This is a genomic window from Sphingomonas sp. (assembly GCF_051962185.1).
In the GTDB taxonomy this organism is placed as follows: domain Bacteria; phylum Pseudomonadota; class Alphaproteobacteria; order Sphingomonadales; family Sphingomonadaceae; genus Sphingomonas.
Genome location: NZ_JBQCCN010000144.1, coordinates 1 through 26,801 on the forward strand (window position 1 = coordinate 1; position 26,801 = coordinate 26,801).

Sequence of the window (26,801 nt, forward strand, 5' to 3'; positions counted from 1 at the left end):
GTTCATCATCGGCGATTTTCAGGGCAAGACAGGCGACCTCAACCGCTTCTTCGCGGGCGATCCGAGCGCGGGAGGCTTCATGTCGGGCTTCTTCCCGGTCATGATGTTCGGCCTGCCCGCAGCTTGCCTCGCCATGTACCGCTCGGCGCTGCCCGAGCGGCGCAAGGCGGTCGGCGGCATGCTGACCTCGATGGCGCTGACCGCGTTCCTGACCGGCGTGACCGAGCCGATCGAGTTCAGCTTCATGTTCCTGGCGCCGCTTCTCTACCTGATGCACACCGTGCTGACCGGCGCGGCGATGGCGCTCATGCATGTGCTCAGCGTGCATCTCGGCTTCGGCTTCTCGGCCGGGTTCATCGACTATGCGCTCAATTTCTCGAAATCGACGCGGCCATTGCTGCTGCTGCCGGTCGGGCTCGCGTATTTCGCGATCTATTACGGCACCTTCCGCTGGGCGATCGTCAGGTTCGACCTCAAGACGCCGGGGCGCGAGCCGGAGGTAGACGAGGAAGAGGATACGGTGCCGTTGCCGACCGATCGCGGCGGTGCGTTCGTCGCGGCACTGGGCGGGGCGGGCAATCTGGTCAGCATCGATGCCTGCACGACGCGGCTGCGGCTGGTGGTCAACGACCAGGCCAAGGTGAGCGAGGCGAAGTTGAAGAAGCTCGGCGCGGCGGGCTTCATCCGCCCGACCGCGCAAGGGTTGCAAGTGGTGCTCGGACCGATCGCGGATTCGGTGGCGATGGAGATGCGCGCGGCGGCAGGGCCGCTCTCGGCAGCGGCGCCGGTCGTGGAGACCGTGGATACGGTAGCGGCCGCCGATCCGGCGCCGTGGCTCGCGGCGCTGGGCGGACGCGACAACGTCACCGCCTCGGGCGCGGCGTCGAGCCGATTGTGGGTCGATCTCGCCGATCCGGGGCGCGCCGATGAAGCGGCATTGCGCTCGCTCGGCGTGCGGATGATCGCGCGGCCCTCTGCCAATGCGCTGCAACTGATCATGGGCGACGACGCCGTCTCGGTCGCGGCGGGACTTCAGGCGGCGTAACCGCCGCGGGCGATTGCCTCGGCGAGGATCACGCGGGCGGGTTCGAGTTCCGCGGCGTAATGCCGCCAACGGCCGATCGAACGGTCGTTGAGCGGCTCCTGGACCTGCGCGTAGCTCGGCGTCGGGGCGAAGCGGCGGCTTTCGTGGAAGGCGAGTTGCGCCGGTTCCATCGTGAGGCCGAGATGCGCCATCAGGCTCTCGGTTTCTTCGCGCTGCGCACCGACGAAACGCTCGTAGCCGAGATCGTGCGGCGCGATCCTGGGCAGGCCGCGCCAGTGCGCTGTCAGCGCGTCGATCGCGGCATAATGGTGCGCGGCGTCCTCGATCCGGTATCCGCAGTGGAAGCCATGGGTGAAATCGTGGCTCATCGCCGACACCATCACGTCGAGCGGATGGCGGTGGACCGCGATCAGCGGCGCTGCCGGGAAAGCGAGCCGGAGGAGTGGCAAATAGAGCTCGTTGAGCGGCATCTTGTCGGTGAAGAACCGCGCGCCGGGGGCCAGCAGGCCGAAAGCGTGGGCGCGGTCGAGATAATGGTCGCGCAGTTCGATCGCGAGGGTGGCGCGGGCACCGTTGTCGAGGCGATCCGGCTGCGTTGGAAAGGTGCCATCGGTGCGGTGCCTGGCGATCTCGGCGAGCTCGGCGACGAACGGGAGTTCGCCACCGGCGCGGATCCGCGTATGGCTCGCCAGCGCCTGTTCGGTCAGCGTCGTCCCCGAGCGCGGGAAACCGAGGATGAAGATCGGCTGCGGAACGTCGCCGCTGGTGGGCGCAGGCGCGAGCGCGGCGGCGGCGAAGAAAGCGCGGAGATCGGCAAGCAGTGCCGCGACACCCGCGCGGTCGTAACGCCGGCCCGATGCGGCGGCCAGGGCCGCCTTGCCGCTCGCAAAATCCCGCCACGCTTCCTCAAATCGTCCGGCACGATCGCGCAGCCGCCCGCGCTGGAGCAAAGCCGCGCCCGACAAGCGCGGCTCGGCGTCGAGCAAGGCGAGGCCGCGCCGCCAGTCTGTGGTGCGCGACAGCAATGCCGCGCGCTGCAGCGTCACGTCGGTGCCCTGCACCCTGGCCAGCCGCTCGGCGCGGTCGAGCATCGCCCCTGCCTCGTCAAAGCGCCGCGCCTGTTCGAGCAATTCGGCCAGCCAGGCGAGCGGCGGCAGCGCGTCGGGCATCGCGGCGACGGCGCGGCGCAGCATCGGCTCGGCGCGGTCGAGCGCGCCCTGGCGCTGCAAATTGCGGCCGAGATTGGCGAGCAGTTGCGGATGCTCGCCGGCCAGCGCGATCGCGCGTTCGAGATGCGCGGCGCCCGCGACCAGTTCTTCGCGTTCGGACAGGATGTTGCCGAGCATCATCTCGGGCTGCGGATTGCCGGGATCGGCGGCGATCGCGGCACGGCAGGCGGCTTCGGCCTCGGGCAGGCGGCCGCTCTCGAACAGCAGCATCGCCAGATCGTCATGCGGCCAGCGCGGCGCGGGATCGATCGCGATCGCGGCGCGGAGCAGGCGTTCGGTACCGACCGTGTCGCCGCGCCCGCGATGCGCGAGCGCGAGGATCTCGATCGCATCGAGCGAGGCGGGCTGCCGCTCGTGCGCCGCGGTTGCGAGCCGCTCCGCCTCGGCATGACGGCCGGCCTGGAAGGCGGTGCGGGCGCCCGCGATCAGGTCGGAAAGAGGCGGGGGCATGGCACCGGATAACGCCATGCCCCGCGCTTAGGAAGCCGGTGCAAACAGGGAGGCTCCGGCGGGGGTAGTGGACCTCGACGGCAGGACCTGGGGGCGAAGGTCCTGCGGCCGGACCCGCCCGCTCCATGATGCATGGGGAAGCGGGGAGAGGGTCGGTTCCGGATACGATTGGGATAGCGGCGGGAGGTCGTGGCCGCGTGTCCCGATCGTAACGTAAGGTTGCTGTGCCGGTTATTGTCACGGTGCCGCCCTCCGCAGCCATTCCGACGACGCTGCGCATCGCCCGAACCTTGGGCTGCTCCGCCCGCTCCCCCACCCGGCCACCCATCGGCAGTATCTTATGGGTGGCCGGGTGGGGGGAGCGGGCCGGTGCGGCGACTGGTTCAGCCAGGCTGAACCAGCATATTACGCCGCGAGGCGAGCGAGCCGGTCGTTGGCGCCGAGCAGGGTGACACTGGCCCCGATCGCGCGCCGCCGCGCCAGCCACTCGCGGAACAGTTCCGCGCAGCTGTGATCGACCGCCGCGAGGTCGCGCAGGTCGATCGTCACCGGCTTGTCGGTGGGCGCCTTGTCGAGCGCGTCGCTGAGGCGCGGCAGCTGGACGAAGGTCGCGGTGCCCGACAGGCTGATCGCGGCATGCTCCTCGGCTTCCTCATGCTCGACGCCGAGCTTGAGGCGGCGGCCATGCGGGATGACCTCGATCAGCGATAGGGCGATGCCGACCAGTACGCCGGTCAGCAGATCCTCGGCCACCACGGTGATCAGCGTCGCCGCCCAGATCACGGCGGGCAGCCAGCCGTGGTGATGGAACAGTTCGCGGACATGCGCGACGTTGACCAATTTCCACCCGGTCACCACCAGCACCGCGCCCAAGGCCGCCATCGGAATCTCACGCAGCAGCCAGGGCAGCAGAGCGACGAAACCGAGGATCCAGGCACCGTGCAGGATCGCCGATAGCCGCGTCACCGCACCCGCCTGGACGTTGGCCGAGCTGCGCACGATCACACCGGTCATCGGCAGCGCGCCGGCGGCGCCGCACAAGAGATTGCCGATGCCCTGCGCGCGCAATTCCTTGTTGTAATCGGTGCGCACGCCGTCGTGCATCTTGTCGACCGCGGCGGCCGACAACAGGGTCTCGGCACTGGCGATGAAGGCGATGGCGAGCGCCGCCGCCACGATCGACGGGTCGAGCCATTTGGCGAAGACCGACGCGTCGGGCAGGCTGACCGCCGCAGCGATCGATTCGGGCACGTTGACGCGCGTGACGCCGAGGCCGAGCAGCCAGGCGGCGAGCGTCCCGGCGACGACGCCGAGCAGCGCGCCGGGAACGAGGCGAAGTGCCGCCGGGCGGAATTTCTCCCACGCGATCATCACCCCGATCGTCAGCAGCGCGATGACGAGCGCGAGTTCGCTCGCCTTGGCATTGGCCGGGTCGAGACCGAGCAGGCGCCCGGGCATCGCCGCGAAATTCTCGAGCCCGCTCGACAGCGGCTTGGCGTCGAACAGGACATGGAACTGGCCGACCACGATCAGCACGCCGATGCCGGCGAGCATGCCGTGGACCACCGCCGGAGAAATCGCGCGGAACCAGCCGCCGAGCCGGAAGATGCCGGCGACCACCTGGATCAGCCCGGCGAGGATCAGGATCGGCCCGAGCGCGGACAGGCCCTGGTCGCGGATCAATTCGAACACGATCACCGCGAGGCCGGCGGCGGGGCCGCTGACCTGGAGCGGCGAGCCCGACAGTGCGCCGACCACCAGCCCGCCGATGATGCCGGTGATCAGTCCCTTTTCGGGCGGCACGCCCGAGGCGATCGCGATGCCCATGCAGAGCGGCATCGCGACCAGGAAGACGACGATCGAGGCGGTGACATCGCGGGCGAGGAACCCGCCCGCCGGCCTGGCGAGGCTCATTCGGCGGCCTCCGCATAGTCTTCGCCCATCGCCAGGCGCTGACCCGCCGCCAGCGCGACCGGCAGCGGGCGGTCGTCACGGATCGGCAGGAAGCGTCCGGTCTCGCCGTCGAGCCCGAGCACGACACCCTGATGGATGTCGACGAACCATCCGTGAAGCGAGATCTCGCCGCGGGCGATTCCGGCGGCGACCGAGGGATGCGTACGCAGATGCGCGAGCTGAACGACGACATTCTCCAGACTGGCGGCGCGGACCTTCTCGTCCTTGGCGAGCGGGCCGTAGCCCGCGCGGACGACGCATTCGGCGGCATGGCTGTGGCGCAGCCAGGCGGCGACATTGGGCATGCCCTCGAGCAGTTCGGGATTCATCAGCGCCTTCATCGCGCCGCAGTCCGAATGGCCGCAGACGATGATGTCGCGCACGCCGAGCGCGGCCACGGCATATTCGACGGTCGACGACACGCCGCCATTCTGCGTCGCGAAGGGCGGGACGATGTTGCCGGCAGTGCGGCAGACGAACAGGTCGCCGGGATCGGCTTGCATGCTGAGCTCGGGCACGACGCGGCTGTCGGCGCAGGAGATCATCAGCGCCTTGGGGCTCTGCCCGTGCGTGACGAGCTTGGCGTACAGGTCGTTGCGGCTGGGAAAGACGCGTTTCTCGAAATCGAACACGCGGCCGATCAGGTCGTTCACGGGAGGCACTCCTCTTGTGGGAGGCCGAGAGCTAGGGTCTCGAATTTTCCGCCGTGCAGCGCGGGCGTAAGGAAATGTTGCCGGGGATTTTCCTCCGCAGCCGGTCCGGGATCACTCCGTCTCCCATTTCTGGTCGGTCGGTTTGAAGGTAATCGACCGGCCATAGCGTTCGAACGTCAGCGTCTTGCCGACGATGTGGAGCGTCGTCCCGGCGAAGGCGACCTTGCCGAGGTCGTTGGGCTCGAACCGGACGTGGACGATCGAGGCGGCTGTGCCGTCGAGGCGGAAAGAGTCGCTGCGGGCCTCGTAAACACCGAGCTGGAGCCGCAGCGACACCGGGCGGTCGCCGGGGGCGAGTCGAATGACGTCTTCATCGTCGGACAATTGGCCACCGACATAGCGCCCGTCCGCCAGTCCGACGGCGGCATCGAAATATTGCCGGGTCCAGCCCTTGGGCAGATCGAGTACGAGATGGAGCTTGCCGTCCGTCGCCAGGCGCTGATCGATGAGGACGAATTTCGGCGCGGTGACCGGGTCGCTGGTCAACAGGACGTCGCCGCCCTCGACGCTCCAGGTCCCGCTCGCGCTTTCGTCGAGCGCGCCATAAGCCAGCATATAGTCGAACCGGCCGTTGGGCTGGAGCCGCAGGGCGACGCCCATTTCCATCTGGCTGCCGTCGTACACGCCCGCCAGGGCGGTTGCCTTGGTCGACGTGTTCTGCGCGGCGGCACTCGACGTCAGCGCAGCCGCCGACAGCAAAAGACTGGCCACGGCAGCAGGCGAGCCGCGACGTCCCCGGCGTGGAGTGAAGAAGGCCATCGTCGGATAATATGCGTACGCGTAACGATCGTACAGGCAGACGAGCTATCGCACTGACGGCTGGCGTGAACGGGGCGTGGAAGATCGACCATCGGCCGTCGCCAGCGCCCAGGCGAGCAGCGGGAGCGCGAGGGCATAGGCATATTGCGACCGCGACACGCCGATGTCGAAGGGGAACCAGATGCTGGGCACCCCCAGCGCGGACAGGTCGGCGGCGAACAGGCCGGTCGCCGTCAGCAGCATCGCCGGCAGGACGATCGACCTGCTTTGTCCGTGCCGACCGATACGGACGGCGATGGCGATCAGCGACAGCGCGAACAGCGCGCGCCCCGCCATCGCGAGCAGGTTGCCATGAGAGAGGGCGCCGGCGATCGACAGGACCCACGCGACCATGGCCGCAGCCGCGACCGGCCGGCGATCGCGGCCATCGGTCCATTGGTTCCAGGCCATCGTCCAGCCGAGCTTGGCCAGCGGCGCCAGGATCACGTCGTTCTGCCACAAGAGCGTGGGCAGGCCGAGCAGATCGGTCCAGGCGGACAGCGCGTTGCCGAGCCTGAGGAGGGCGGAAGCGGCAAGCGCCGCAGCGACCCATCGCGCGAAGGCGGGACGGGTCAGCCCGGGCGCGGCGACGATCGCGATGAGCGCGAGCACCAGCATCGCCGGCGGTTCGGCCGCGTCGACGACATAGCCGGCGATCGTCCGGCGCCATTGCGCACGGTACAGCGCTTCGCCGGCCGGCCTCGGCGCGAGCACCGGCACGGTCCGCAACCCACCGCTGTGCGTATCGCGATCGATCCCGGGCTGCATGAACGTCCTGATCGCCAGCACGCCGACATGATCGCCGCCGGCAGCGGGCACAGACGCGATGAACGGCCGGGTCGTGTTGACCTTCGGCGCGCCTGACAGCGTGCCGATGCCGCCGATCGGGCGGCCGTTCCAGAACATCTCATAGCCGTCGTCGACGCTCGGCGGCCCGACCAGGACGAGGTCGCCCTGCGGCGGTACGGTCACGCGCCGGCGATACCATCCATAGCCCTCGAGCGCGGGATGCCCGCGGGCGCGCCATCCGTCGAGATAGCCGGGAATCCCGACATCGCCGTCACGGCTGTCCGGTCTCGACACCAGGGTGATCGCCTCCCAGCCGCGATCGTCGGTCGCGGGACTGGCCCAGGCTGGATCGTCGCCGGCATGGAAGCGCCAGGGCCCATCGAGCGTCTGGCCCGATCCCGGTGGATCGGGCTGCCCGCCCAGCGCGAGCATGCCGATGACCCCGAGCAGCAGGACCAGCCAGAAGAGGCAGAACCCGTTGCGCATCGATCGAATGGAAGGCTGCCCAGCAACTCTGCCGGGCAATGCCCGCGCCCCGCCCGCCTCGGTTTGGTCCGGCTCCATTGTTACCGGCTAATCCCGTTTCAACGGTAGAGTCAATGTGCTAGCGGGGCGGCATGACGGAGATGACACCCCGACTCATTGCCGCGATCCGCCTCGACGGCGGCCGCCTGTGTCTCGACTTCGTCAACACCATCCACGATCGCTATGCGGTGGCCGTCGAGGATTATCTGGCGACGCCGGAGCGCTATGCGGAATGGGCGCGGCGCGTCGGCGCGGTGGAGGCCGATGAGACGCTGGCATTGCCGCGATCGGAAGCGGGGCGGGCGCGGCTGATGGCCGATATGCGCGCGTTGCGCGACGCTTTGTATCGCCTGCTCGCGGCCCGGCTCGACGGCTTTCCGCTCCCCGCCGACGCGTTGCGGGTCGCGAACAAATGGCTGCTCGCGGCGCGGAAGGATCAGGTGCTGGCGAGCGACGGGCGGCTCGTGCTTCGCGCTGCCGCCGGCGATGCGTCACTGCCGCTGAAGCGCATCGCGCTCGATCTGGTCGATACGCTGGCGGGTGCGGATGCGGGCCGCTTCAAGCTCCGGCGCTGCGCCAACCGGAGCTCGTGCGGCTGGATGTTCGCCGACACCAGCAAGAACGGCCGGCGCCGGTGGTGCGCGATGGAGACCTGCGGCACGGCCAGCAAGATGGCGACCTTGCGCCGGCGATCCTCGACGCGGTCGGCCGTTGCTGCCCAGGATGGCCGACCGCGCTAATCGCGCGGCAGCGTGATCCGTGCGCTGAGTCCGCCCGACGGCGACGTTTCCAGCGCGAACGCCCCGCCCTGCGCCGCCACTGCGCGCTGGACGATCGCGAGGCCGAGGCCGAATCCCTGGGTGTCGCGGCGCCGCGCGGGGTCGAGGCGGACGAAGGGTTCTAGCGCGCGGGCGCGATCCTCGGGCGGAATACCGGGGCCGTTGTCGTCGACCGCGATCGTGATGGTGTCCGGCGCCGCGTCCAGCCGGATGTCGACGCGCTTGCCATGATGCTGGGCGTTGTCGACCAGATTGGTCAGCGCGCGCTTGAGTGCCACGCGACGGACGGTGAGTTCGCAATGGTCGGGGCCGTGATATTTCGCCTTGCCGCCGCGGTCGGCGACGTCGTCGGCGAGCGTCGCGCACATCACCGCGAGATCGGTCGCGCTGGGTTGCTCGGCGTCGGCCTCGTCCTCGCCGGAGAGATAGGCGAGCAGCGAGGCGACCATCTGGTCCATCTCGACCACGTCGTGCTGGATCGCGTCGCGCAACGCGTCCTCGTCGATCGCGTCGGCGCGCAAGTGCAGCCGGGCGAGCGGCGTGCGGAAATCGTGACCGACCGCGGCGAGCGCCTGGGTGCGGTCGGCGATCAATCGGTGGATGCGCGCCTGCATTGCGTTGAATGCGACGATGACGTCGCGCACTTCGCTCGGGCCGCGCTCGGGCACCGCCTCGACCGCGCCATGGCCGACGCGATCGGCGGCGCGCGCGAGGTCGCGCATCGGGCGCAGCGTCTGGCGCAGCAGCAGCCCGCCGATCAGGATCAATGCCACCGCGGGGGTCAGCGCGAGCAGGATGCGGCTGACCGCCATGTCGAGCGCGCGCACCGGCTGGCGCGTGCGGAACGTGACCCAGCTCGCATCCTCGAGCCGGAACGCGCCGGTGATGAAGCCGTCGCGTCCCGGCGAGGTCAGGCTGAGCCGCAGGTCGCGCCCGTCGAGCCCCGGCTCCCAGTCGAGCACTTGCTGGGTCAATCGGTCGAGCGAGGGCGCGACCGCGGGGCTGTGCGGCAGCACCGCGCGCCAGCCCACGGCGTAGCGCGTGGTGGTGAGCTCTGCCGCCATCGCCGGGCGCTCGGCCGCTGGCGCTTCCTCGATCAGCTTGCCGGCGATGACGAGATGCTCGGCGAGGCGATGCGCTTCGTCCTGCCGGACCGAGAATTGGCTGGCGCGCTCGTAGAGGAACGTGCTGGCGCCATATTCGACCAGTACCGCCAGCAGCAGGATGGCGAAGACGCGGCCGATCAGCCCGACCGTCACATGGGGCAGGCGCGTCAACGCCGCTCCACGGCGACGTTGAACATGTAACCGACGCCGCGCACGGTGATGATCGGCGCGGGCTTGCCGGTGCTCGACAGCTTGCGGCGCAACCGGCTGATCAGCACGTCGACGCTGCGGTCCGAACTGTCGCCGAGCCGGGTGCGCGACAATTCGATCAGCCGCTCGCGCGCGATGACGCGCTGGGCATTGTCGCAAAGGCTCACGAGCAGGTCGAACTCGGCGCCGGTCAGCTCGACCGCGGCACCGGTCGGCGACAGCAATTCGCGGCGCGGCAGATTGACCGGCCAGCCCTCGAAACCGAGCTCGCCTTTCTCGCGATCGGCGGGGCCGCGCTCGACCGCATGGCGGCGCAGCACGGCGCGGATCCGCGCGACCAGTTCGCGCGTGCCGAACGGCTTGGCGAGGTAATCGTCGGCGCCGAGCTCGAGCCCGACGACGCGGTCGGTCTCGCTGCCCTTGGCCGAGATGAAGATGATCGGCACGTCGCTGGTGCGGCGCAATTCGCGGCACAGGTCGATGCCGCTGGTGCCCGGGAGCATGATGTCGAGCAGGACGAGATCGACCGGCCCCTGCTCGAACGCGCGCCACATTTCGGGCGCGGTCGCGGCGGGGCGGACATTGTAGCCATTCTCCTGCAGCGCGCGGGCGGTCAGCGTGCGGAGCGGCGGATCGTCCTCGACCAGGACGATGTTGGGGGCGGTCATCGGACGGCCTCGGGGCGTGTCATGTCCGGGACCTAGCCCTCGGCCGGTTCGGCCTCAAGCTCGCGGCCTGGCCCGGCAATGATTCGTTACGAAGCGGCAAGGCCCGCGGCGCGGTCGGCATGACAGAGCGAGGGTTCAGTCGCCAAGGAGGCCGAGCTTGAAATCCGTCCTGATCGCCGCCGCGCTCGCCCTGCCGCTACCGGCGGCGGCGCAGTCGCTCAACGACACGCATGAACTGGTGTGGCAACCTGCGGGCAAGACGCCGCCGGTGGTCTATCGCGAGCGCGGGCGCGCGGCCTGCGCCGAGACGGTTTCGCATCATCAGGCGGGCAAGGGTGCGATGCCGGCGAAGAGGAAATGCGGGACGGCCGATGCGACGAAGGCACCGGCCGCCAAAGCGACGGACGCGATGGCGCGCTGAGCCGCTTCCTCATCGTCATCCCCGCTTGCGCGCGGATGACGGTGTTTGGTGGGGTCGCCGCCCGAACCTAAGGCTGCGCCAGTTGCGCCTTCGCGATCTGCTGCAGCGCCACCGCCACCTTGGGATCGATGCCGAGATCGTCCGCCGCGCGTTCGCGGGGGCCGAGCGTCGTCGGGTCGACTCCGGTGATGCGCCCGAACGTGACCAGCGCCTCGAGATAATAGCCGAAGATGCTCGCGTGATAATGGTCGTAGGTCCACAGATCGACCTGGCCGAACGCCACGCCGTCATAGGGATTGGGATCGGCCACGCCCGTCGCCATCGCGCGCAGCCAGGCCTCGCCGACCGGCAGCACGCCGCGGAACGCCGGCGACAGCGCACGCACGCCGTCGGTCGCCTTGCGCAGGTCCTCGGCCATGGCGGTGATCGGCTTGCCCGACCAGGGGCTGCCCGGCTGATAGGTCAGATCGGCGCGGCTCCAGGTCGCCATCAAATAAATGTCGACGCGCGGATTGTTGTGCACGAACATATCGGCGAATTGCCGGGCATAGGTGCGATAATCGGTCGGATCGCCCTGATTATGGTCGAGCGTGCTCAGTTCCTGCAGCACCACCACGTCCCATTGCCGGTCGACCACTTGGCGGCGCTGATTCCAGTGGAAGCCGAGCGTCTTGCCGCCGTCGGTTTCCAGCGCCACCGCATAGTTCAACCCGGCTTCCTGGGTGAACAATTTGAACAGCGCCGGCACCCCGCCATAGCCGTCGCCGTTCAGATCGCTGATCGTGTTGCTGCGATAGCGTTTGACCGCCGAATGCGCGCCCTGGGTGAAGCTGTTGCCGATGAACAGGATCGTCCGCGGCGCCGTCACCCTGGCCGCCGCGCGCGGGACCGCGGCGGGAGCGGGCGGAGGCGTCCCTTGCGCCGCGGCGGGGGCCGCGACAGCGGTGGCGAGCGCGAGGCCGAACAAGGCAGTCAATCGCTTCATCGTCAGAACTTCTTCCCAACCTGCATGTACCAATAGCGGCCATAAGGCACGTAGAGCGAGCCGAGATAGCCCGAGTCGACGATCGGCGGCTGTTTGTCGAAGATGTTCTTCGCGCCGATCCGGAAGCTGGTGCCGCCCATCGGCCCGGTCTTGATGCGATATTGGGCGTAGAGGTTGAACTGGGTCTGGCCCTGGACGACGAACGGGTCGCCGTTACCATCGAGGAAGTTGGTGTCGTAGACCGTGCCGATGTAATTGGCATAGCCGCCGAGCTGGAACCCGCCCGAGGTCCAAGTCAGCGATCCCGACCAGCGCCATTTGGGCTTGCCGTTGACCTGCAGCAGGTTGCTGGCGTCGGTCAGCGGGATCGCCGGGTTGATCGTTCCCGCCGCGCGCGCGTCGAACAGCGCCTGTACCGCGGGCGGCGTCTGGCGGCTGTACTTGGTCAGGCGCGCGACGTTCACGTTGAGGTTGAAGCGCCCGATATTCGTCTTGACCACATAGCTCATGGTCAAATCGTAACCGCGCACCGTCTGCGGCAGCAGGTTGACGAACTGGTCCTTGATCAAGGTGACCGCCCCGGCCGGCGCCAGGCCGCTGCCAGCGAATACCGCGGCGTCGTCGGCGGTCGGCGCGGCGCGGATCACGTTGGGATTGCTCGATCCCTGCAGGCGCAGCAGGTAATCGAGCACCAGGGCGTTCTGCGGCCCGAACTGGCCGACGATCCCGGTCTGCTTGATCGACCAATAATCGGCGGTGAAGGTCAGCTTGCCATATTGGCTCGGGATGAACTTGGGTTCGAGCACCACGCCGGCGGTCCAGTTGGTGCTGTTTTCCGGCTTGAGGTCGGGATTGCCGCTGACCGAGATCGAATAGCCGATCTGGCGGGTACATGCCGGGAAGTTGTTGGCCGCGAGCCGGCCGGCGTTCACGTCCGCCTGGCAGCGATAATAATCGGTCGAGGCGGCATTGTTGGTATTGAGCCGCGAGAAGGCGACGGCGTTGAGCTGTTCGAGGTTCGGCGCGCGGAAGCCCATCGAATAGGAGCCGCGCAGGCGGATGCCGTCGACCAGGTCCCAGGCGGCCGCGATCTTGGGCTTCGCGACCGATCCGAAGTCGCTGTAATGCTCGTAACGGCCCGCCAGTTGGACATCGAAGCGGCGCATCAGCGGCACGTGCATGTCGGGCGAGACGATCGGAACGGCGAGCTCGCCGAATGCCGAGAAGACGGTGCGATCGCCCTTGGTGCTGTAGGTCGGGCTGACCGCGGCGATGTTCGACAAATTGGTCGCACCGGTCACCAGGTCGACGAAGGTGTCGGTGCCGTTGAGGTTGGGGTCGCGATCGTCGCGCTGCGTTTCGCGCCGGCCCTCGACTCCCAACGCGATGCCGAGCCCGCCGGCGGGCAGGGTGATGAGGTCGGGCTTGGAAAGCTTGAAGTCGGCCAGGCCCAAGGTGGTCTTCGAGCGACGGCGCAGATTGACCTTGAACTGATCGATCGTTGCCTGGCTGGCCGGCGAGCAGTCGCCCAGGCTCGGCGTGGCCGAGCAGCCGCCGCTGAACGGATTATAGGCATCGGGCGTCGACAGCGCGAGATTCTGCTGCAGCTTGGTCATGTTGATGGCGTTGGAATTGTCGGTCGCCTGCGCTTCCGAATACAATAGCGCGGTGTCGAAATCGAAGCTGCCGATCTTGCCCTTGGCGCCGACCAGGAAACGGTCCTGCCAATTGACCGTGTTGACCACCTGATAGCCGGCATCGAGGAAGCGATACGTGCTGAGCGTGACCGGCAGGCCGGCGGCGGGGACGTTGGTCAGGCCGGGGATGCGGTTGGGATTGATCTGGCCGTTGGCGAATTTCACGGGGCCGAACGGATTCCAGTAATTGGTCGCCGGAATGGTGATGGCGTTGAGGTTGATGGTCGGCGGCTGGATGCGCTGGGTGTCGGCGCGGTAATAGCCGAGCTCGGTATAGAGCGTGACGCGGTCCGACACGTCGTAATGCGCGGTCAGGAAGCTGTTGTAGCGATTGAGCGACGGCGTGACGGTGGTGCCGGGCCGCGTGTCGAACCGCTCGGGGCGCAAGGTCGTCGCGGTCGCGCGCGTGCCCGTGCCGAGGCATGTGTCGGCATTGAGGATATAGGCGCAGCCGGGATCGAGGATCGACTGGGTGTGGAACGCCCCGGCCGACGAGGTCAGCGCCTTGTTGCCCGGGCTCATGCGGATCGTGCCCGGACCGCCGACCACGGCGAGGTTCGCCCAGGGCGATTGGGTGGCGCGGCCGTCCGCGGTCAAATTGCCGGCGAAATTGGGGTCGTTGGCGAAGAACGACAGCAGATTGTCGGTCGCGGTATAGGGCTCGTCCTCGGCCAGTTGCGCGGTGCGCCGAGTGTAATCGAGGTAGAGCGACACGTTGCCGCGGCCGCCGCCGAAATTCTGGCCATAGGTGCCGGTCAGTTCGTAATCGCGGCGATGCGTGCCTTCCGGCCCGCCATAGCGGAAATTGAAGCTGCCGCCGTTGAGATCGGTCTTGGTCACCGTGTTCACCACGCCCGCGACCGCGTCCGAGCCGTAAATGGCGGCGGCGCCGTCGCGTAGGATCTCGACCCGCTCGAGCCCCGCGACCGGCAGCGAATTGGCGTTATAGCCAAGCACCGGGACGTTGCCCTCGCCGGCCTGGCTGGTCGGGTGAGTGACGAGGCGGCGGCCGTTGAGCAACACCAGGGTGTAGCCGATGCCGAGGTTCCGGAGGTTGATCGAATTGACGTCGCCGCGCGCCGCGTTGCTGGTCTGCGGGTTGTTGCCTTCGTTGAAGGTGACGTCCCCGGCCTGCGGGATGGCGCGGAAGAGGTCGTCGCCCGACACCGCGCCCATCGCGTCGATCTGGTCGGCGTTGACCACGGTGACCGGCAAGGCGGCGGTGGTCTTGGCGCCGCGGATCTGCGTGCCGACGACGACGATGTCCTTTTCGGTGCTCGGCGGCGGGTTCGTCTGATCGTCGACGGCCGGCGCGGTCGCCGGGCTGTCTTGCGGCGCGGCGGCGGTATCCTGCGCGAAGGCGGGATTGGCGGCGGCCAATGCCAGCAGCGCGGTGCCGGTGGCCAGGGCCCCAAGCCGGATCGATCGGTTCATGTTCACTCTCCCCGTTTTTCTTATGCCATGATTTGCGGCTCGACGGCCGCTTCGAGATTCTCTTCGACCAACGGGCGCGCGTTGAGCGCGCGGTCGAGCGCGGCGCGGTCGAGCTTGCCTTCCCAGCGCGCGACGACGATCGCGGCGACCGCGTTGCCGATGAAATTGGTCAGGCTGCGGCACTCGCTCATGAAGCGGTCGACGCCCAGGATCAGCGCCATGCCGGCGACCGGCACCGAGGGCACGATCGACAGCGTCGCGGCAAGCGTGACGAAGCCCGCGCCGGTCACCCCGGCGGCGCCCTTCGAGCTCAGCATCGCCACCGCCATCAGCAGCAATTGGTCGCCGAGCGAGAGATGCACGCCGGTCGCTTGCGCGATGAACAATGCCGCCAGCGTCATGTAGATATTGGTGCCGTCGAGGTTGAACGAATAGCCGGTCGGCACGACCAGCCCGACCACGCCGCGATCGCAGCCCGCGACTTCCAGCTTGGCGATCAGATTGGGCAGCGCCGCCTCGGACGACGAGGTGCCGAGCACCAGCAGCAATTCGGCCTTGAGATACGCGATCAGCTTGAGGATCGAGAAACCGTGCGCGCGGGCGACCGCGCCGAGCACGACCAAGACGAAGAGGAGCGAGGTCAGATAGAAGGTCGCGACCAACGCGCCGAGATTGACCAGGCTGCCGAGGCCGTATTTGCCGATGGTGAAGGCGATCGCGCCGAACGCGCCCACCGGCGCCGCCTTCATCAATATGCCGACCAGCTTGAACACGACCAGCGACAGGCGCTCGATCAGTTCGAGCACCGGCTCGGCGGGACTGCCGACCAGCGACAAGGCGATGCCGAACAGGATCGCGACGAACAGGGTCTGGAGGATCGAGCCCTCGGTCAGCGCCGACAGCATGGTGGTCGGGATGATCGCCATCAGGAAGCCGGTGACCGTGGTTTCCTGCGCGTCGTGCGCATAGCTGGCGACCGCCTTGGCATCGAGCGTCGCGGGGTCGACGTTCATCCCCGCGCCCGGCTGGACGACATTGGCCACGATCAGCCCGACGATCAGCGCGAGCGTCGAAAAGAGCAGGAAATAGCCGAACGCCTTCACCGCGACGCGGCCGACCGAGCCCAGTTCGCGCATCCCGGCGATGCCGCCGACCACGGTCAGGAAGATGACCGGCGCGATGATCATCTTGACCAATTTGATGAAGCTATCGCCGAGCGGCTTGAGCGCCTCGCCCCCGGCCGGCCAGAAATAGCCGAGCAGCACGCCGAGCACGATCGCGGCGAGCACCTGCGCATAGAGGTGATGATAGAAAGGCTTGCGCGCGGGCGCGGCCGGAGCCTCCGTGGAATGGACGATCATGCTTCCTCTCTGTGGTGCGGGCGCTGCCGCCGGGCCCTTGTCACCGGACCTTGGTCGTGCATTCTTGCAGCGCGCAAAGGGACAGGCCAGTGGCTTGCTGCCAACAGGTAACAGCTTGAAGAACATAGATTTTCTCGATATAGGCCGCAATCAGGTCGGATCCGAATGTGTGGATTTTCGCACGGAACGGGTCGCGTAGTGCGGATTTTCGCCCTGTCGGCGCGGTCGGGCTGGCGGCGGGTGGCGCTGGCCGGACTCGTGCTGCTGGCGCTGATCGCGGCCTTGGTCTGGGCCGGCGCGCGCTGGTCGCTGGCCCAGGCCAATGCCGCCGCCGACGCCGCCGCTCGCCAGACCGCGCGGACGCATATCGCCTTGCTGTCGAGCGAGTTGCAGAAGTTCCGCCTGCTGCCGCTGGTGCTGGGCGAATATCCCGACATGGCGGCGACCTTGGGCGACCATAGCGAAGCGGCGCGCGGCCGGCTCGACCGCACGCTCGAACAACTTGCCCAGCGCACCGACGCGGCGGCGATCTATGTCGTCGATGCCAGCGGCACGACACGCGCGGCGAGCAACTGGAACAGCCCGGCGAGCTTCGTCGGGCAGAATTACGGCTTCCGTCCCTATTTTCGCGACGCCATGGCCAAAGGCGCGTCCGAATTCTTCGCGCTCGGCACGGTCAGCGGGCGGCCCGGCCTCTATCTCGCGCGGCGAGTCGACCGCGATGGCCGGGCACTCGGCGTGGTGGTGGTCAAGGTCGAGTTCGACGGGGTAGAGGCGGCGTGGACGCGCAATACCGGCATGACCTTCGCGGTCGATGCGCACGGCGTCATCCTGGTGACCAGCGTTCCCGACTGGCGCTTCCGCGCGATCCGTCCGATCGACGCGGCGACGCTCGCCGATCTGCACCGCACCTTGCAATTCGGCAGCGCGCCGCCGGCGCCCGCGCCGCTCGCGCTCGATGGCTCGCGTGCTCTGGTCGGCGGCAAGCTGCGTTACCGCGTCGCCGCCGTCCCCGCCCCGCTCGGCGGCGGCCGGCTCTACCATCTGTCGCCGCTCGACCCGCCGCTCGCCGCGGCGCGCAGCCAAGCCCTGCTGCTCGGGCTGGGCGTGCTGCTGGTGGTGGCGGTGGTCGCCGGGCTGCTGATCCGCTCGGCCGAGACGCGCCGGATCCAGACGGCGGCGCGCGCCAGACTGGAAGAGGAAGTGGCGCGGCGCACCGCCGAGCTCAGCGATGCCAATGCCCGGCTGGTGATCGAATCCGAGGAAAGGATCGAAGCCGATCGCCGCTATCGCGAAGCGCGCGAGGAACTCGCCCAGGCCAATCGGCTCGCCTCGCTGGGCCAGATCACCGCGGGTGTCGCGCACGAGATCAACCAGCCGGTCGCCGCGATCCGCACCTTCGCCGAGAACGGCGCGACGCTGATCGACCGCGCCACGCCCGACACGGCGCGCGTTAATCTGGCGCGGATCGTCGACCTGACCGCGCGGAGCGGCATGATCACCGGCGAGTTGCGGGCCTTCGCGCGGCGCCGCGCGGGTGCCGCCGGCACCGCGCTTTTGGGATCGGTGGTCGACGGCGTGTTGCTGCTGCTCGGCGAGCGCGCGCGCGGCGTAGTGCGCGTCGACATCGACGATCGCCTGCGCGCGACGCCGTTGTTCGGCGACCGCACGCGGCTCGAACAAGTCGTCATCAATCTCGTCCAGAACGCGATCGAAGCGGTCGAGGGGCGGCGCGGCGGCAGCGTCCGGCTGACCGCCGAGGTCGCAGGCGAGGCGGTCGAGCTGAAAGTGGCAGACAACGGCCCCGGCCTCGACCCGGCGATCGCCGCGACGCTGTTCACGCCGTTCGCGTCCGGCAAGCCCGAAGGGCTGGGGCTGGGGCTGGCGATCGCACGCGACATCGCGCGCGAATTCGGCGGCGACATCGTGCATCTCCCCGGGGAGAGCGGCGCCACCTTCGTCGCGCGGCTGAAGACGGCATGACCGGCCCTGCGGTCTTCGTCGAGGATGACGACGCGCTGCGGCTGGCGACCGCGCAGGCGCTCGAGCTGGCCGGGATCGAGGTCCGCCCCTACGCGCGCGCCGACCTAGCGCTGGCCGCGATCACCCCGGATTTCCCCGGGATCGTCGTGACCGACATCCGCATGCCGCACATGGACGGGCTCGACCTGCTCGCCGCGGTCGCCGCGATCGATCGCGAGATTCCGGTCATCCTGATCACCGGGCATGGCGACATCGCGATGGCGGTCGCGGCCATGCGCGACGGCGCCGCCGATTTCCTGACCAAGCCCTTCGCCACCGATCATCTGATCGCTGCGGCGCGCCGTTCGCTCGGCCATCGCGCATTGGTGATGGACAATCGCCGGCTCCGCGCGCTGGCGGAGGCGCCGGCCGACGACGCGCTGACCGGGGACAGTCCGCCGATGCGGCGGCTGCGCCAGGTGGTGCGCCAGCTCGCCGAAGCCGATATCGACGTGCTGGTCGAGGGTGAGACCGGGACCGGCAAGGAGCTGGTCGCGACCATGCTGCATCGCTGGGGACGGCGTCGGGCGCGGCCGCTGGTCGCGGTCAATTGCGGGGCCTTGCCCGAGGGGCTCGCCGAGATCGAGTTGTTCGGCCATGCTTCGGACAGCGTGCCGCATACCCGGCTGTCGCGGGTCGGGCAGATCGCGGCGTCGAGCGGCGGCACGTTGCTGCTCGACGAGATCGACTCGATGCCGCTGGCGATGCAGGCGCGGCTGCTGCGCGTGCTCGAGGAGCGTGAGGTTCATCCGATCGGTGCCGAACGGCCCGAATCGGTCGACCTGCGCGTGGTGGCGACGAGCAAGATCGACCTCGCCGAAGCGGTCCGCGCCGGCCGGTTTCGCGCCGACCTGCTCTATCGCCTCAGCACCGCGCGCATCCGCGTGCCGCCGCTGCGCGAGCGCGGCGACGACATCCTCGCGCTGTTCGCCTCGTTCGCCCGCGAAGCGGCGGAGCAATTCGGCACGCCCGATTGGCGGATGGACGCCGCCACGCGCGGGCGGCTGCGGCATCACGACTGGCCCGGCAACGTCCGCGAGCTGCGCAATTTCGCGATCGAGGCGGTGATGGGGGTCGGCTACGACGGTCTCCGGCCTGCGGTCGCGGCGCGATCGCTGCCGGCGCGCGTCGCCGATTACGAAGCGGGTGAGATTCGCGCGGCGCTCGAAGCGAGCCGCGGCCGCGTCGCGCCGGTGCTCGCGGCGCTCGGCCTGCCGCGCAAGACGCTGTACGACAAAATGGCTAAATACGGGATCGTGCCGAGCGCGTATCGCGGTGCGGACTAGAGGTGCGGTGGCGCCGACACATTCCCCCCTCGAAATGCCCGGGTGCGGACGGATCGTCGCCGATCGGCCAGGCGTCCCCCACAAAGCGGCGCCACCGATCGCGTCCATAATGCAGGAAGCGGCGATCGCCGTTGAATGCCGGGCCCGGGCGCTTGAACCGATGTTTCAGATCGCCGCATTTACGATCTTTCGACCAGCCAGGTGGGCGATCACCAGTAAGTCGTTGGTATTTCGCCGCCAACTCGCGAATCGCGTGCCGCCACCTGTTCCGCCCATCATCAGGTTGAACGAGCGTTTCGTACCCGTAATCGTCAGTGAATGAGCGAGAGGCCGATCAACTGGCGCCGATAGGTACCGGGCGTCACGCCGAAGCGCGCGCGGAAGGTGCGTGACAGATGCGAGGCATCGCTGAAGCCGAAGCGCTCGGCGAGCAAGTGGAGTGGGTCGTCATTGCCGGGTTGTGATAGCGCGTGATGCACCGCCTCGAGGCGGCGATTGCGGATATAGGCCTGGACCCCGCCATCGTCCTCGAACAGGCGATGGAGGCTGGTGCGCGACAGGTCGAGCTCGCGACACAGGCGAGCGATGGTCAGCGTAGGCGAGCCGAGATGCGCGTCGATCAGCTCGCGCGCGGCTTGTCCCGCCGCAGCCCGGCGCACGGTCTGCGCGCTTTCCGGCTCGGCGGTGCGCACGGCGAGAACCACGAGGTCGAGGATCGCGCGCGACAGGAGCGGAATGTCTTCCTCGCAATAGGCGTCGGCGGCCTGGATTAGGCGGTCGAGATAGGCGATCAGCGCGGCGCCCGCGGCCGAGCGTACGACGACGCCATGCAGCGCCGCGACATCGAGCCCGTTCGCCGCCGCGAGCGGGCGGGCGACCGACAACAGGATGGTGCGGCTCGCGCTCGAATCGTGGCTCGACGGTTGCGACAGGTCGACGAAATGGACGCTGCCCGGCCCGGTCCGAAACGGACGATCGCCCATCACCCCCGCCGCGCGTCCCGCCAGCGTCATCGCGACGTTGAGCGAGCCGGGGTCGTTCGCCGCGATCAGCCCGGCGTCGCGGATCCAGCGCTGGGCGGTGAAATCGGCGCGGTGAACGATGACGTCGCGCAGCAGCAGCGTGACCGCCGATGCCTTGAACGGCTCGTGCGGAATGGTGCGATAGAGCGTCCCGATGTTCGGCCAGGGCCGCTCGATCCAGGCGCTGTAGCCGGCGCTGTCCTCAGGCGATGCCGCGAAGTGCCGAAGACGCAACCGGGGACTCGAACGCATTTCCCCGCCTTAGAGCATCGCGCGGAACGCTGGCCACCGGGTTTTTGCGCGAAAGCGGCGTGACCACAGAGGATTAGCGCGATTCGGTCGTGACGGGGTAACGCGGCGCCAATGTCAAATCCTCCCTCTGGCCGGGGAGGATTTTTCGGGAGCGGCAGATCGTGCCGGTTGTCGAAGCGCCCGACCCCTACCAGACGTGGACGCGATCCGCCGGTGCCAGATACAATTTGTCGCCCGGCTTGACGTCGAACGCCTTGTACCAGGCGTCGACATTCCGGACGATGCCGTTGACGCGATATTCCTCGGGGCTGTGCGGATTGGACAGCAATTGCGCGCGCAAGGCTCCTTCGCGGGCCTTGCCTTGCCAGCTCTGGGCATAAGCGATGAAGAACCGCTGGTCGCCGGTATAACCGTCGATCACCGCGGGCTCGCCATGGCGGGCGACATAGCGACGATAGGCGGCATAGGCCGCTTCGAGCCCGCCGAGGTCGCCGAGGTTCTCGCCCAGGGTCAGTTCGCCCTTGATGTGGACGCCCGGGATCGGTTCGTAGGAATTGAATTGCGCGACCAGCTTCTGCGCATGCGCGGTGTAGCGATCGGCCGAGGCCTTGGTCCACCAGTCGCGCAACTTGCCGGTGGCGTCGAACTGGCGCCCCTCGTCGTCGAAGCCATGGCCCATTTCGTGGCCGATCGTGGCACCGGTCTCGCCGTACTTGACCGCCGGGTCGGCGGCGGGGTCGAAGAACGGCGGCTGCAGGATCGCGGCGGGGAAGGTCACCTGGTTGGTCAGCGGATTGTAATAGGCGTTCACTTCCTGGACGTTCATGTCCCAGAGCGTGCGGTCGACCGGCTTGCCGAGGCGCGACAATTCGAGCTTCCACTGGAAATCGTCGGCGGCGATCGCATTGGCGAGCGGGTCGGTCGGCGACACTTTCATCGCCGAATAGTCGATATATTTGACCGGGTGGCCGATCCGCGGGTCGAACGACGCGAGCTTGGTCAGCGCTTCCTTGCGCGTAGCCGCGTCCATCCACGCCGCATTGTCGATCTTCTCCTTGTACGCGGCACGCAGGTCGCCGAGCAATTCGGTCATCTGGCGGTCGGTGTCGTCGGTCCAATGCTGCTTGGCGTACATCTCGCCGACCGCTTCGCCGAGATAGTCGTTGAGCAGCCGCACGCCGCGCTTCCAGCGGTCCGACTGGGTCTGCACGTCCTGCAAGGTGCGGCCGTAGAAATCGAAATGCGTGTCGTCGAACGCCTTGGGCAGATATTGCGCATGATCGCTGAGGAAGCGGAAGGTCATCCAGTCCTTCCAGGTCGCGAGCGGGGTCGCGGCGATCGCCTTCCCGGCCGCGGTCACCGCGCTCGGCTCGGCGACCACCACGGTCGGCATCTTGCCCAGGCCGATATTCGCCAGCACCGGCGTCCAGTCGAATTCGGGCGCGAGCTTCATCAGCGCCGCGCGGTCCATCGGATTGTAGGTCTTGACCGGGTCGCGCCGCGCTTCGGGCGTCCATTGATCCTGCGCCAGCCTGGTCTCGAGCGCGATGATCGCATCGGCCTTGGCCGCGGCATCGGGGATGCCGGCCAGGGTCTGGAGACGGATGATATAGTCGCGATACGCCTTGCGGAACGCGACATACTTGGCGTCGGGCAGCAAATAATAATCGCGCGACGGCAGGCCGAGCCGCGCCTGGCCGGCATCGACCGTATATTGGGTCGGGTTCTTGGAATCGGGGCTGATGCCGATCCCGATCGGCGCGGGATAGCCGGGCTCGGCCATCAGCGCGACGAGCTGGTGCGTATCCTTGACCGCGGTGATGCGCTCCAGCCAGGGCTGGAGCGGCGCGGTGCCGCGCGCCTCGATGCCGGCCTGGTCCATCCAGGCGCCGTAGAAATCGGCGATGCGGCGCATCTTGGGGTCGGCGGGATGCGGGCCGGCATCCTCGACCAGCTTGCGGACTTCGGCCTCGGCCTCGTCGGGCATGTCGTAATTATAGCCGGCGCGCGCCTTGTCGGCGGCGATCGGCGCGGTCTTGAGCCACGTGCCCTCGGCATAACGGAAGAAGTCGTCGCCGGGCTTCACGCTTTTGTCCATCGACGCATAATCGACGCCCCACGGCCCATATTTGGGCTTGGACGCGCCGGTCTGCGCCAGCGCCAGACCAGAAATCCCCAACAGCAACAGGCCCGCAACCCGCTTGATCGCCATGACACACTCCCGCTCGATAGATTTTGGCGGGTGTGTTGTCAGACTATGGCGGCGGACAAAAGCGAAATGTGGCGGGGCCGATTCAGGCGGCCTCGGCGGCGATCCTGCGCAAGGCTTGCTCGAACGCTTCGGGCGGCTGGCCGCCGGAGATCAGGTAGCGGCCGCCGATGACGATCGCCGGCACCGAATTGATCCCGCGTGCGCGCCAGAGATGCTCGGCATCGCGGACCTCCTGCGCGTAGCGGCCCGAGGCCAGCACCTCGCGCGCCGCGGTTCCGTCGAGCCCGGCGCGCTCGGCGGCGGCGACCAGCACCTCGCGATCCGAGACGTCGAGCCCCTGCGTGAAATTGGCTTCGAGCAGGACGTGCTTCAGCGCGGTCTGGCGCCCCTCGATCTCGGCCCAGTGCAGCAGGCGATGCGCGTCGAACGTATTGTAGATGCGCCGACCGTCGGTCCGGCCCATGTCGAACCCGACCGCCGCGGCGCGGTCGCGGATCACCGCGCGGTTGGCCGCCGCCTGTTCGGCGCTGATGCCGTATTTGCGCGTGATGTGCTCGGCGCCGTCCTCGCCTTCGGGCGGCATGTCGGGGTTGAGCTCGAACGGCTGAAAGGTGATGTTGGCGGTGACCGCGTCGCCAACGCGTGCCAGTGCTTCCTCGAGCCCGTTGAGCCCGACCGCGCACCATGGGCAGGCCACGTCGGAAACGAAATCGATCGTCAGGTGCCGCGACATCGGTGATCCCTTCAATGGAGGCGTCGAAAGGCAAGATAGGAATGGTATCGGTCCGTTTCATCGGTCGGCGGACCGGCATCGCTACCTCCGTCGGAAAGCGCGCGGTTTACGCGCACTTAATCGTACCCGGTGCATGAAGCGGCGATGCTGCACGCGCCCGTATCCAAGCCGGAGGAGGAATCCCCGTCGCCGTCGCTGTTCGCGCAGGCGCGGTCGGCGGTGATCTGGCGGTCGGGGGCGCAGATCGTCGGGCAGATGATCACCTGGGCGGCGACCTTCCTCGTCATCCGCATCCTCAATCCGCACGACTACGGGCTGTTCGCGATGACCCAGGTCGTGCTGTCGGTGCTCAACATGCTGAACGGCGCCGGGCTCGCCAGCGGGCTGATCCAGAAGCCCGATGCCGATGAGCGCACGATCCGCCAGCTCTACGGCATGCTGATAATGCTCAATTTCGGATTGGGCGCGGTGCAGTTCCTGATGGCGCCTTTGGTCGCGGCCTATTTCCACCAGCCGATCGTCGCCGATCTGCTGCGGGTGCAGGCGTTCCTCTACGTGACGACGCCGTTCGTTGCCTTTCCCTATGCCCTGCTTGCCCGGGCGATCGATTTCCGGGTCCAGGCCAAGGTCTATCTCGCCTCGTCGGTGACCGGCGCGCTCGCCGCGCTGGCCGGGGCCTATGCCGGGTTCGGGGTGTGGACCCTGATCCTCGCGCCGGCCGTGCTGTTCACTACCCGCGCGATCGGCATGACGCGCGCCGCCGGGCACAAATACCGCCCGCTGTTCGATTTCCGCGGCGCGGGCGAGCTCGCCAAGTTCGGCGGGCTGATGGCGGCGGGGCAATTCTTCTGGGTGCTGCAGAGCCAGGCCGACGTGTTCATCGCCGGGCGCGTGCTCAATCCGGCGACGCTCGGGCTCTACACCACGGGCCTGTTCCTGACCCAGATCCTGGTGTCCAAGTTCGTGCCGGCAATCAACGACGTCGCCTTCTCGATCTACGCGCGGATGCAGGACGATCGAGCCGCGGTTGCCGACGGGTTCGCGCGCTCGTCGCGGATGGTGATGCTGGTCGCGATGCCTTTCTATGTCGGCCTTGCGGTCACCGCCGAGCCGTTGGTGACCACGGTGCTCGGGCCCAAATGGGTCGCGGCGGCGCCGCTCGTCCAATTGCTCGCGCTCGCCATGCCGGCGATGACGCTCCAGGTGCTGTTCAGCCCGGCGTGCAGCGCGATGGGGCGGCCGGGGATCAATGTCCATACCGGCGCGATCGGCGCGGTGCTGCTGCCGATCGCCTTTCTGGTCGGGCTGCACTGGGGCGTGACCGGGCTCGCAGCGTCGTGGTTCTTCGCTTACCTCATTTACCTCGCGATCACCGCCTGGCGGGTGATGCCGGTGCTCGGCGTGTCGGCGGGCAAGCTGGCCAAGGCGATCGCGCCGACCTTCACCGCCTCGCTGGCAATGGGCGCGGTCGTGCTGGCGGTCGATCACGTGCTGCCGGCGATGGCCGTCCAGGCGCGTCTGGCGATCCTCGTGACGGCAGGGGCGGCGGTCTATGCCGGCTGGCTGTGGCTGTTCTCGAAGGACACATTGCTCGAGGCGATCTCGATGGCGCGGGGCAAGCCTTATTACCGCGCGGGTGAAGGTCCCGCCCAGGTCACCACCGTTATCTGAAGGCTGCTCCGTCAACCTGCTCGGGCATAGGTGACCCGGAGCCGAACCACGCCCCAAATCGCGATCACGGGCTCAACCGCGCCAATTCCCAGCCGTCATCCCGGCATTTTACCCGTCACCCCAGCGAAAGCTAGGGTCTCAGGCCGTATCGTCCCTCGCACGAGACCCCAGCTTTCGCTGGGGTGACGGGTTTTTCAAAGGGGTGACGAAGGAGGGCTAGCGGAGGGCCAAAGCTGCCTGGTATCCGGGTGCCGGTTCGAACGACGTCATCGTCCAGCCCTTTTCGTCGCTGATAAAGCGCGCAGGCTCACCTGGGGCGACCGACACGGTGAAGGCGTCGAGCGGGTAGGACAGGCCGAGGCCGAGCGCCTTCACAAAGGCTTCCTTGCGCGTCCAGCAATTGTAGAAGCCCGCGACCCATTGCTCGGGCGGGAGCGCGGTCAGCGCTTCGTACTCTGCCGGGGCGAACAGGCGCTTGGCGATCTTCCGACAAGCGAGTTCGGGATTGCGCCATTCGATGTCGCAGCCGATCGCCTTGCCCCGCGCGGTCGCGATCAGCGCGCGGCCATTGGAGTGCGAAAGGTTGAAGCCGAGCTCGGGATCGTCGAGCAGCACCGGCTTGCCGTGCCCGTCCTCGGCCAACCACAGCATTTCGGGGGCGAGGCCGAGATCGCGACCGAGCAGCTCGCGCAACTGGCCGCGCCGGGCGATGAAGCGATTGCGGTCACGATCGTAGCGGAACCGCGCGGCACGCTCGCGCTCGGCGATGTCGAGCCAGGACGCGTAACGCTTCAGCGCCTCGGCATCGACGTCGAGATCGATCAGCGCGATCGTCGCGGTGACGGGCGCCCGGTCGATCGCGAGCAATTCCATGGCGGCCTCAGGCGGCGGCCCGGTCGGCCCGGGTCGCGCGGTCGAGCGCGTCGTTCAGCCGCGCCGCGAAGGTCGCGACATTGGGCGGCTCGGCCATCGTGCCGTGGGTGCCGGGAATGTCGTACGACTCGAGCGGCCCGACCACGACTTCCGACCAGCCCGGGCGGCTGTCGAGCACCTTCAGCCGGTCGGCCGGCTGGAACAGGGCGACCGCACCGTCATACGCGCCGGGGAAATAGCCGTACGCGGCCTGTTCCATCTGCGCGGCGAACACGCGATAGCGGCCTTCGCGCTCGGCGATCCCGGCGACGCCGACATCCTCCATCAGCCCGCGTGCGCGGTCGAAGGCGTAGTCGAGCCGCTTGCCGATCGGCAGATTGTTCCACACGCCGAGATGATAGCGCGCCTTGCTCATCCGCATCTGCAACGAGGTGATGCGCTGGAACGCGACCGGATTCATCGAATGGCCGAGCGCGAGCAGCGGCACGTCTTCGCCGGCCTCGCGCAATTGCCGCGCGACCTCGAACGCCATGATGCCGTTGGTGCACCAGCCGCCGATCAGATACG

Annotated in this window: 21 protein-coding genes; 6 read left to right on the plus strand and 15 right to left on the minus strand. The window is 68.2% G+C overall.

Features of this window, described 5'->3' with window-relative positions; genetic code table 11:
- The coding region (locus ACTHJR_RS08945) for a glucose PTS transporter subunit EIIB (RefSeq protein WP_440522795.1) at positions 1–1,045 on the plus strand (1,045 nt) is incomplete at its 5' end.
- Here ACTHJR_RS08945 and ACTHJR_RS08950 read toward each other — a convergent pair.
- The 5 genes from ACTHJR_RS08950 to ACTHJR_RS08970 all read right to left on the minus strand — a co-directional run bounded on the left by ACTHJR_RS08950 (position 1,033) and on the right by ACTHJR_RS08970 (position 7,541).
- The gene (locus ACTHJR_RS08950) at positions 1,033–2,724 is read right to left on the minus strand and encodes a tetratricopeptide repeat-containing sulfotransferase family protein (protein ID WP_440522796.1); all 1,692 of its coding nucleotides are present in this window, start codon (positions 2,722–2,724) and stop codon (positions 1,033–1,035) included. The genes ACTHJR_RS08945 and ACTHJR_RS08950 overlap by 13 nt on opposite strands.
- Positions 2,725–3,129: 405 nt before the next feature.
- On the minus strand, positions 3,130–4,638 hold the full coding sequence (locus ACTHJR_RS08955; RefSeq protein WP_440522797.1) for a SulP family inorganic anion transporter: 1,509 nt from the start codon (positions 4,636–4,638) through the stop codon (positions 3,130–3,132).
- Positions 4,635–5,330, minus strand: a complete 696-nt coding sequence (locus ACTHJR_RS08960) for a carbonic anhydrase (protein WP_440522798.1) — start codon at positions 5,328–5,330, stop codon at positions 4,635–4,637. Before ACTHJR_RS08960 ends, ACTHJR_RS08955 begins: the two co-directional genes overlap by 4 nt.
- A gap of 111 nt (positions 5,331–5,441) precedes the next feature.
- The gene (locus tag ACTHJR_RS08965) at positions 5,442–6,101 is read right to left on the minus strand and encodes a hypothetical protein (protein ID WP_440522799.1); all 660 of its coding nucleotides are present in this window, start codon (positions 6,099–6,101) and stop codon (positions 5,442–5,444) included.
- A 93-nt stretch (positions 6,102–6,194) separates the two neighbouring features.
- Positions 6,195–7,541 carry a hypothetical protein gene (locus ACTHJR_RS08970; RefSeq protein ID WP_440522800.1) on the minus strand — a complete coding sequence of 449 codons (1,347 nt, stop codon included), beginning with the start codon at positions 7,539–7,541 and terminating at the stop codon, positions 6,195–6,197.
- A gap of 62 nt (positions 7,542–7,603) precedes the next feature.
- Between ACTHJR_RS08970 and ACTHJR_RS08975 the strand changes: the two genes are divergently transcribed.
- Complete coding sequence (locus tag ACTHJR_RS08975; RefSeq protein WP_440522801.1) at positions 7,604–8,242, plus strand: CGNR zinc finger domain-containing protein; 639 nt, start codon at positions 7,604–7,606, stop codon at positions 8,240–8,242.
- On the opposite strand, the gene ACTHJR_RS08980 is transcribed toward ACTHJR_RS08975, so the two are convergent.
- Positions 8,239–9,558, minus strand: a complete 1,320-nt coding sequence (locus ACTHJR_RS08980) for an ATP-binding protein (protein ID WP_440522802.1) — start codon at positions 9,556–9,558, stop codon at positions 8,239–8,241. The two genes, ACTHJR_RS08975 and ACTHJR_RS08980, sit on opposite strands and share 4 nt — an antisense overlap.
- The gene (locus ACTHJR_RS08985; protein WP_440522803.1) at positions 9,555–10,265 is read right to left on the minus strand and encodes a response regulator; all 711 of its coding nucleotides are present in this window, start codon (positions 10,263–10,265) and stop codon (positions 9,555–9,557) included. The genes ACTHJR_RS08980 and ACTHJR_RS08985 overlap by 4 nt, the downstream gene beginning before the upstream one ends.
- A 157-nt stretch (positions 10,266–10,422) precedes the next feature.
- On the opposite strand from ACTHJR_RS08985, the gene ACTHJR_RS08990 reads away from it, so the two are divergent.
- Positions 10,423–10,686, plus strand: coding sequence for a hypothetical protein (locus ACTHJR_RS08990; RefSeq protein WP_440522804.1), 264 nt, complete (start codon positions 10,423–10,425; stop codon positions 10,684–10,686).
- 67 nt (positions 10,687–10,753) lie between these two features.
- On the opposite strand, the gene ACTHJR_RS08995 is transcribed toward ACTHJR_RS08990, so the two are convergent.
- Genes ACTHJR_RS08995 through ACTHJR_RS09005 form a run of 3 tightly spaced genes read right to left on the minus strand, consistent with a single transcriptional unit; the run spans position 10,754 to position 16,163 of the window.
- Entirely contained in the window at positions 10,754–11,671 is a 918-nt protein-coding gene (locus ACTHJR_RS08995) for a DUF4886 domain-containing protein (RefSeq protein WP_440522805.1), read from the minus strand.
- Between the two features lie 2 nt (positions 11,672–11,673).
- On the minus strand, positions 11,674–14,802 hold the full coding sequence (locus tag ACTHJR_RS09000) for a TonB-dependent receptor domain-containing protein (protein ID WP_440522806.1): 3,129 nt from the start codon (positions 14,800–14,802) through the stop codon (positions 11,674–11,676).
- 20 nt (positions 14,803–14,822) lie between these two features.
- Positions 14,823–16,163 carry a dicarboxylate/amino acid:cation symporter gene (locus ACTHJR_RS09005; RefSeq protein WP_440522807.1) on the minus strand — a complete coding sequence of 447 codons (1,341 nt, stop codon included), beginning with the start codon at positions 16,161–16,163 and terminating at the stop codon, positions 14,823–14,825.
- Between the two features lie 198 nt (positions 16,164–16,361).
- On the opposite strand from ACTHJR_RS09005, the gene ACTHJR_RS09010 reads away from it, so the two are divergent.
- Both ACTHJR_RS09010 and ACTHJR_RS09015 read left to right on the plus strand, forming a co-directional pair.
- Positions 16,362–18,146: a sensor histidine kinase gene (locus ACTHJR_RS09010; protein ID WP_440522808.1), complete on the plus strand. Its 1,785-nt coding sequence runs from the start codon at positions 16,362–16,364 to the stop codon at positions 18,144–18,146.
- Positions 18,143–19,471 carry a sigma-54-dependent transcriptional regulator gene (locus tag ACTHJR_RS09015; RefSeq protein ID WP_440522809.1) on the plus strand — a complete coding sequence of 443 codons (1,329 nt, stop codon included), beginning with the start codon at positions 18,143–18,145 and terminating at the stop codon, positions 19,469–19,471. Before ACTHJR_RS09010 ends, ACTHJR_RS09015 begins: the two co-directional genes overlap by 4 nt.
- Before the next feature lie 311 nt (positions 19,472–19,782).
- Here ACTHJR_RS09015 and ACTHJR_RS09020 read toward each other — a convergent pair whose 3' ends face one another.
- The 3 genes from ACTHJR_RS09020 to ACTHJR_RS09030 all read right to left on the minus strand — a co-directional run bounded on the left by ACTHJR_RS09020 (position 19,783) and on the right by ACTHJR_RS09030 (position 23,690).
- Positions 19,783–20,745 carry a helix-turn-helix domain-containing protein gene (locus ACTHJR_RS09020; protein ID WP_440522810.1) on the minus strand — a complete coding sequence of 321 codons (963 nt, stop codon included), beginning with the start codon at positions 20,743–20,745 and terminating at the stop codon, positions 19,783–19,785.
- 187 nt (positions 20,746–20,932) lie between these two features.
- Positions 20,933–22,957 carry a M13 family metallopeptidase gene (locus tag ACTHJR_RS09025; protein WP_440522811.1) on the minus strand — a complete coding sequence of 675 codons (2,025 nt, stop codon included), beginning with the start codon at positions 22,955–22,957 and terminating at the stop codon, positions 20,933–20,935.
- 82 nt (positions 22,958–23,039) lie between these two features.
- Entirely contained in the window at positions 23,040–23,690 is a 651-nt protein-coding gene (locus tag ACTHJR_RS09030; protein WP_440522812.1) for a DsbA family oxidoreductase, read from the minus strand.
- A 144-nt stretch (positions 23,691–23,834) separates the two neighbouring features.
- Between ACTHJR_RS09030 and ACTHJR_RS09035 the strand changes: the two genes are divergently transcribed.
- On the plus strand, positions 23,835–25,361 hold the full coding sequence (locus ACTHJR_RS09035; RefSeq protein ID WP_440522813.1) for a lipopolysaccharide biosynthesis protein: 1,527 nt from the start codon (positions 23,835–23,837) through the stop codon (positions 25,359–25,361).
- 216 nt (positions 25,362–25,577) lie between these two features.
- Here ACTHJR_RS09035 and ACTHJR_RS09040 read toward each other — a convergent pair whose 3' ends face one another.
- Both ACTHJR_RS09040 and ACTHJR_RS09045 read right to left on the minus strand, forming a co-directional pair.
- On the minus strand, positions 25,578–26,234 hold the full coding sequence (locus tag ACTHJR_RS09040; protein ID WP_440522814.1) for a 4'-phosphopantetheinyl transferase family protein: 657 nt from the start codon (positions 26,232–26,234) through the stop codon (positions 25,578–25,580).
- A 7-nt stretch (positions 26,235–26,241) separates the two neighbouring features.
- Positions 26,242–26,801 (minus strand): thioesterase domain-containing protein (locus ACTHJR_RS09045; protein WP_440522815.1); only part of this gene is annotated, 560 nt, incomplete at its 5' end.

Bases quoted from the DNA above. Each gene is read 5' to 3' on its own strand.
- ACTHJR_RS08985 (WP_440522803.1), bottom strand. From the start codon at position 10,265: ATGACCGCCCCCAACATCGTCCTGGTCGAGGACGATCCGCCGCTCCGC.
- ACTHJR_RS09030 (WP_440522812.1), bottom strand. From the start codon at position 23,690: ATGTCGCGGCACCTGACGATCGATTTCGTTTCCGACGTGGCCTGCCCA.
- ACTHJR_RS08950 (WP_440522796.1), bottom strand. From the start codon at position 2,724: ATGCCCCCGCCTCTTTCCGACCTGATCGCGGGCGCCCGCACCGCCTTC.
- ACTHJR_RS09035 (WP_440522813.1), top strand. From the start codon at position 23,835: ATGCTGCACGCGCCCGTATCCAAGCCGGAGGAGGAATCCCCGTCGCCG.
- ACTHJR_RS08995 (WP_440522805.1), bottom strand. From the start codon at position 11,671: ATGAAGCGATTGACTGCCTTGTTCGGCCTCGCGCTCGCCACCGCTGTC.
- ACTHJR_RS09005 (WP_440522807.1), bottom strand. From the start codon at position 16,163: ATGATCGTCCATTCCACGGAGGCTCCGGCCGCGCCCGCGCGCAAGCCT.
- ACTHJR_RS09020 (WP_440522810.1), bottom strand. From the start codon at position 20,745: ATGCGTTCGAGTCCCCGGTTGCGTCTTCGGCACTTCGCGGCATCGCCT.
- ACTHJR_RS09015 (WP_440522809.1), top strand. From the start codon at position 18,143: ATGACCGGCCCTGCGGTCTTCGTCGAGGATGACGACGCGCTGCGGCTG.
- ACTHJR_RS08975 (WP_440522801.1), top strand. From the start codon at position 7,604: ATGACACCCCGACTCATTGCCGCGATCCGCCTCGACGGCGGCCGCCTG.
- ACTHJR_RS09000 (WP_440522806.1), bottom strand. From the start codon at position 14,802: ATGAACCGATCGATCCGGCTTGGGGCCCTGGCCACCGGCACCGCGCTG.
- ACTHJR_RS08955 (WP_440522797.1), bottom strand. From the start codon at position 4,638: ATGAGCCTCGCCAGGCCGGCGGGCGGGTTCCTCGCCCGCGATGTCACC.
- ACTHJR_RS09025 (WP_440522811.1), bottom strand. From the start codon at position 22,957: ATGGCGATCAAGCGGGTTGCGGGCCTGTTGCTGTTGGGGATTTCTGGT.
- ACTHJR_RS08970 (WP_440522800.1), bottom strand. From the start codon at position 7,541: ATGGAGCCGGACCAAACCGAGGCGGGCGGGGCGCGGGCATTGCCCGGC.
- ACTHJR_RS09040 (WP_440522814.1), bottom strand. From the start codon at position 26,234: ATGGAATTGCTCGCGATCGACCGGGCGCCCGTCACCGCGACGATCGCG.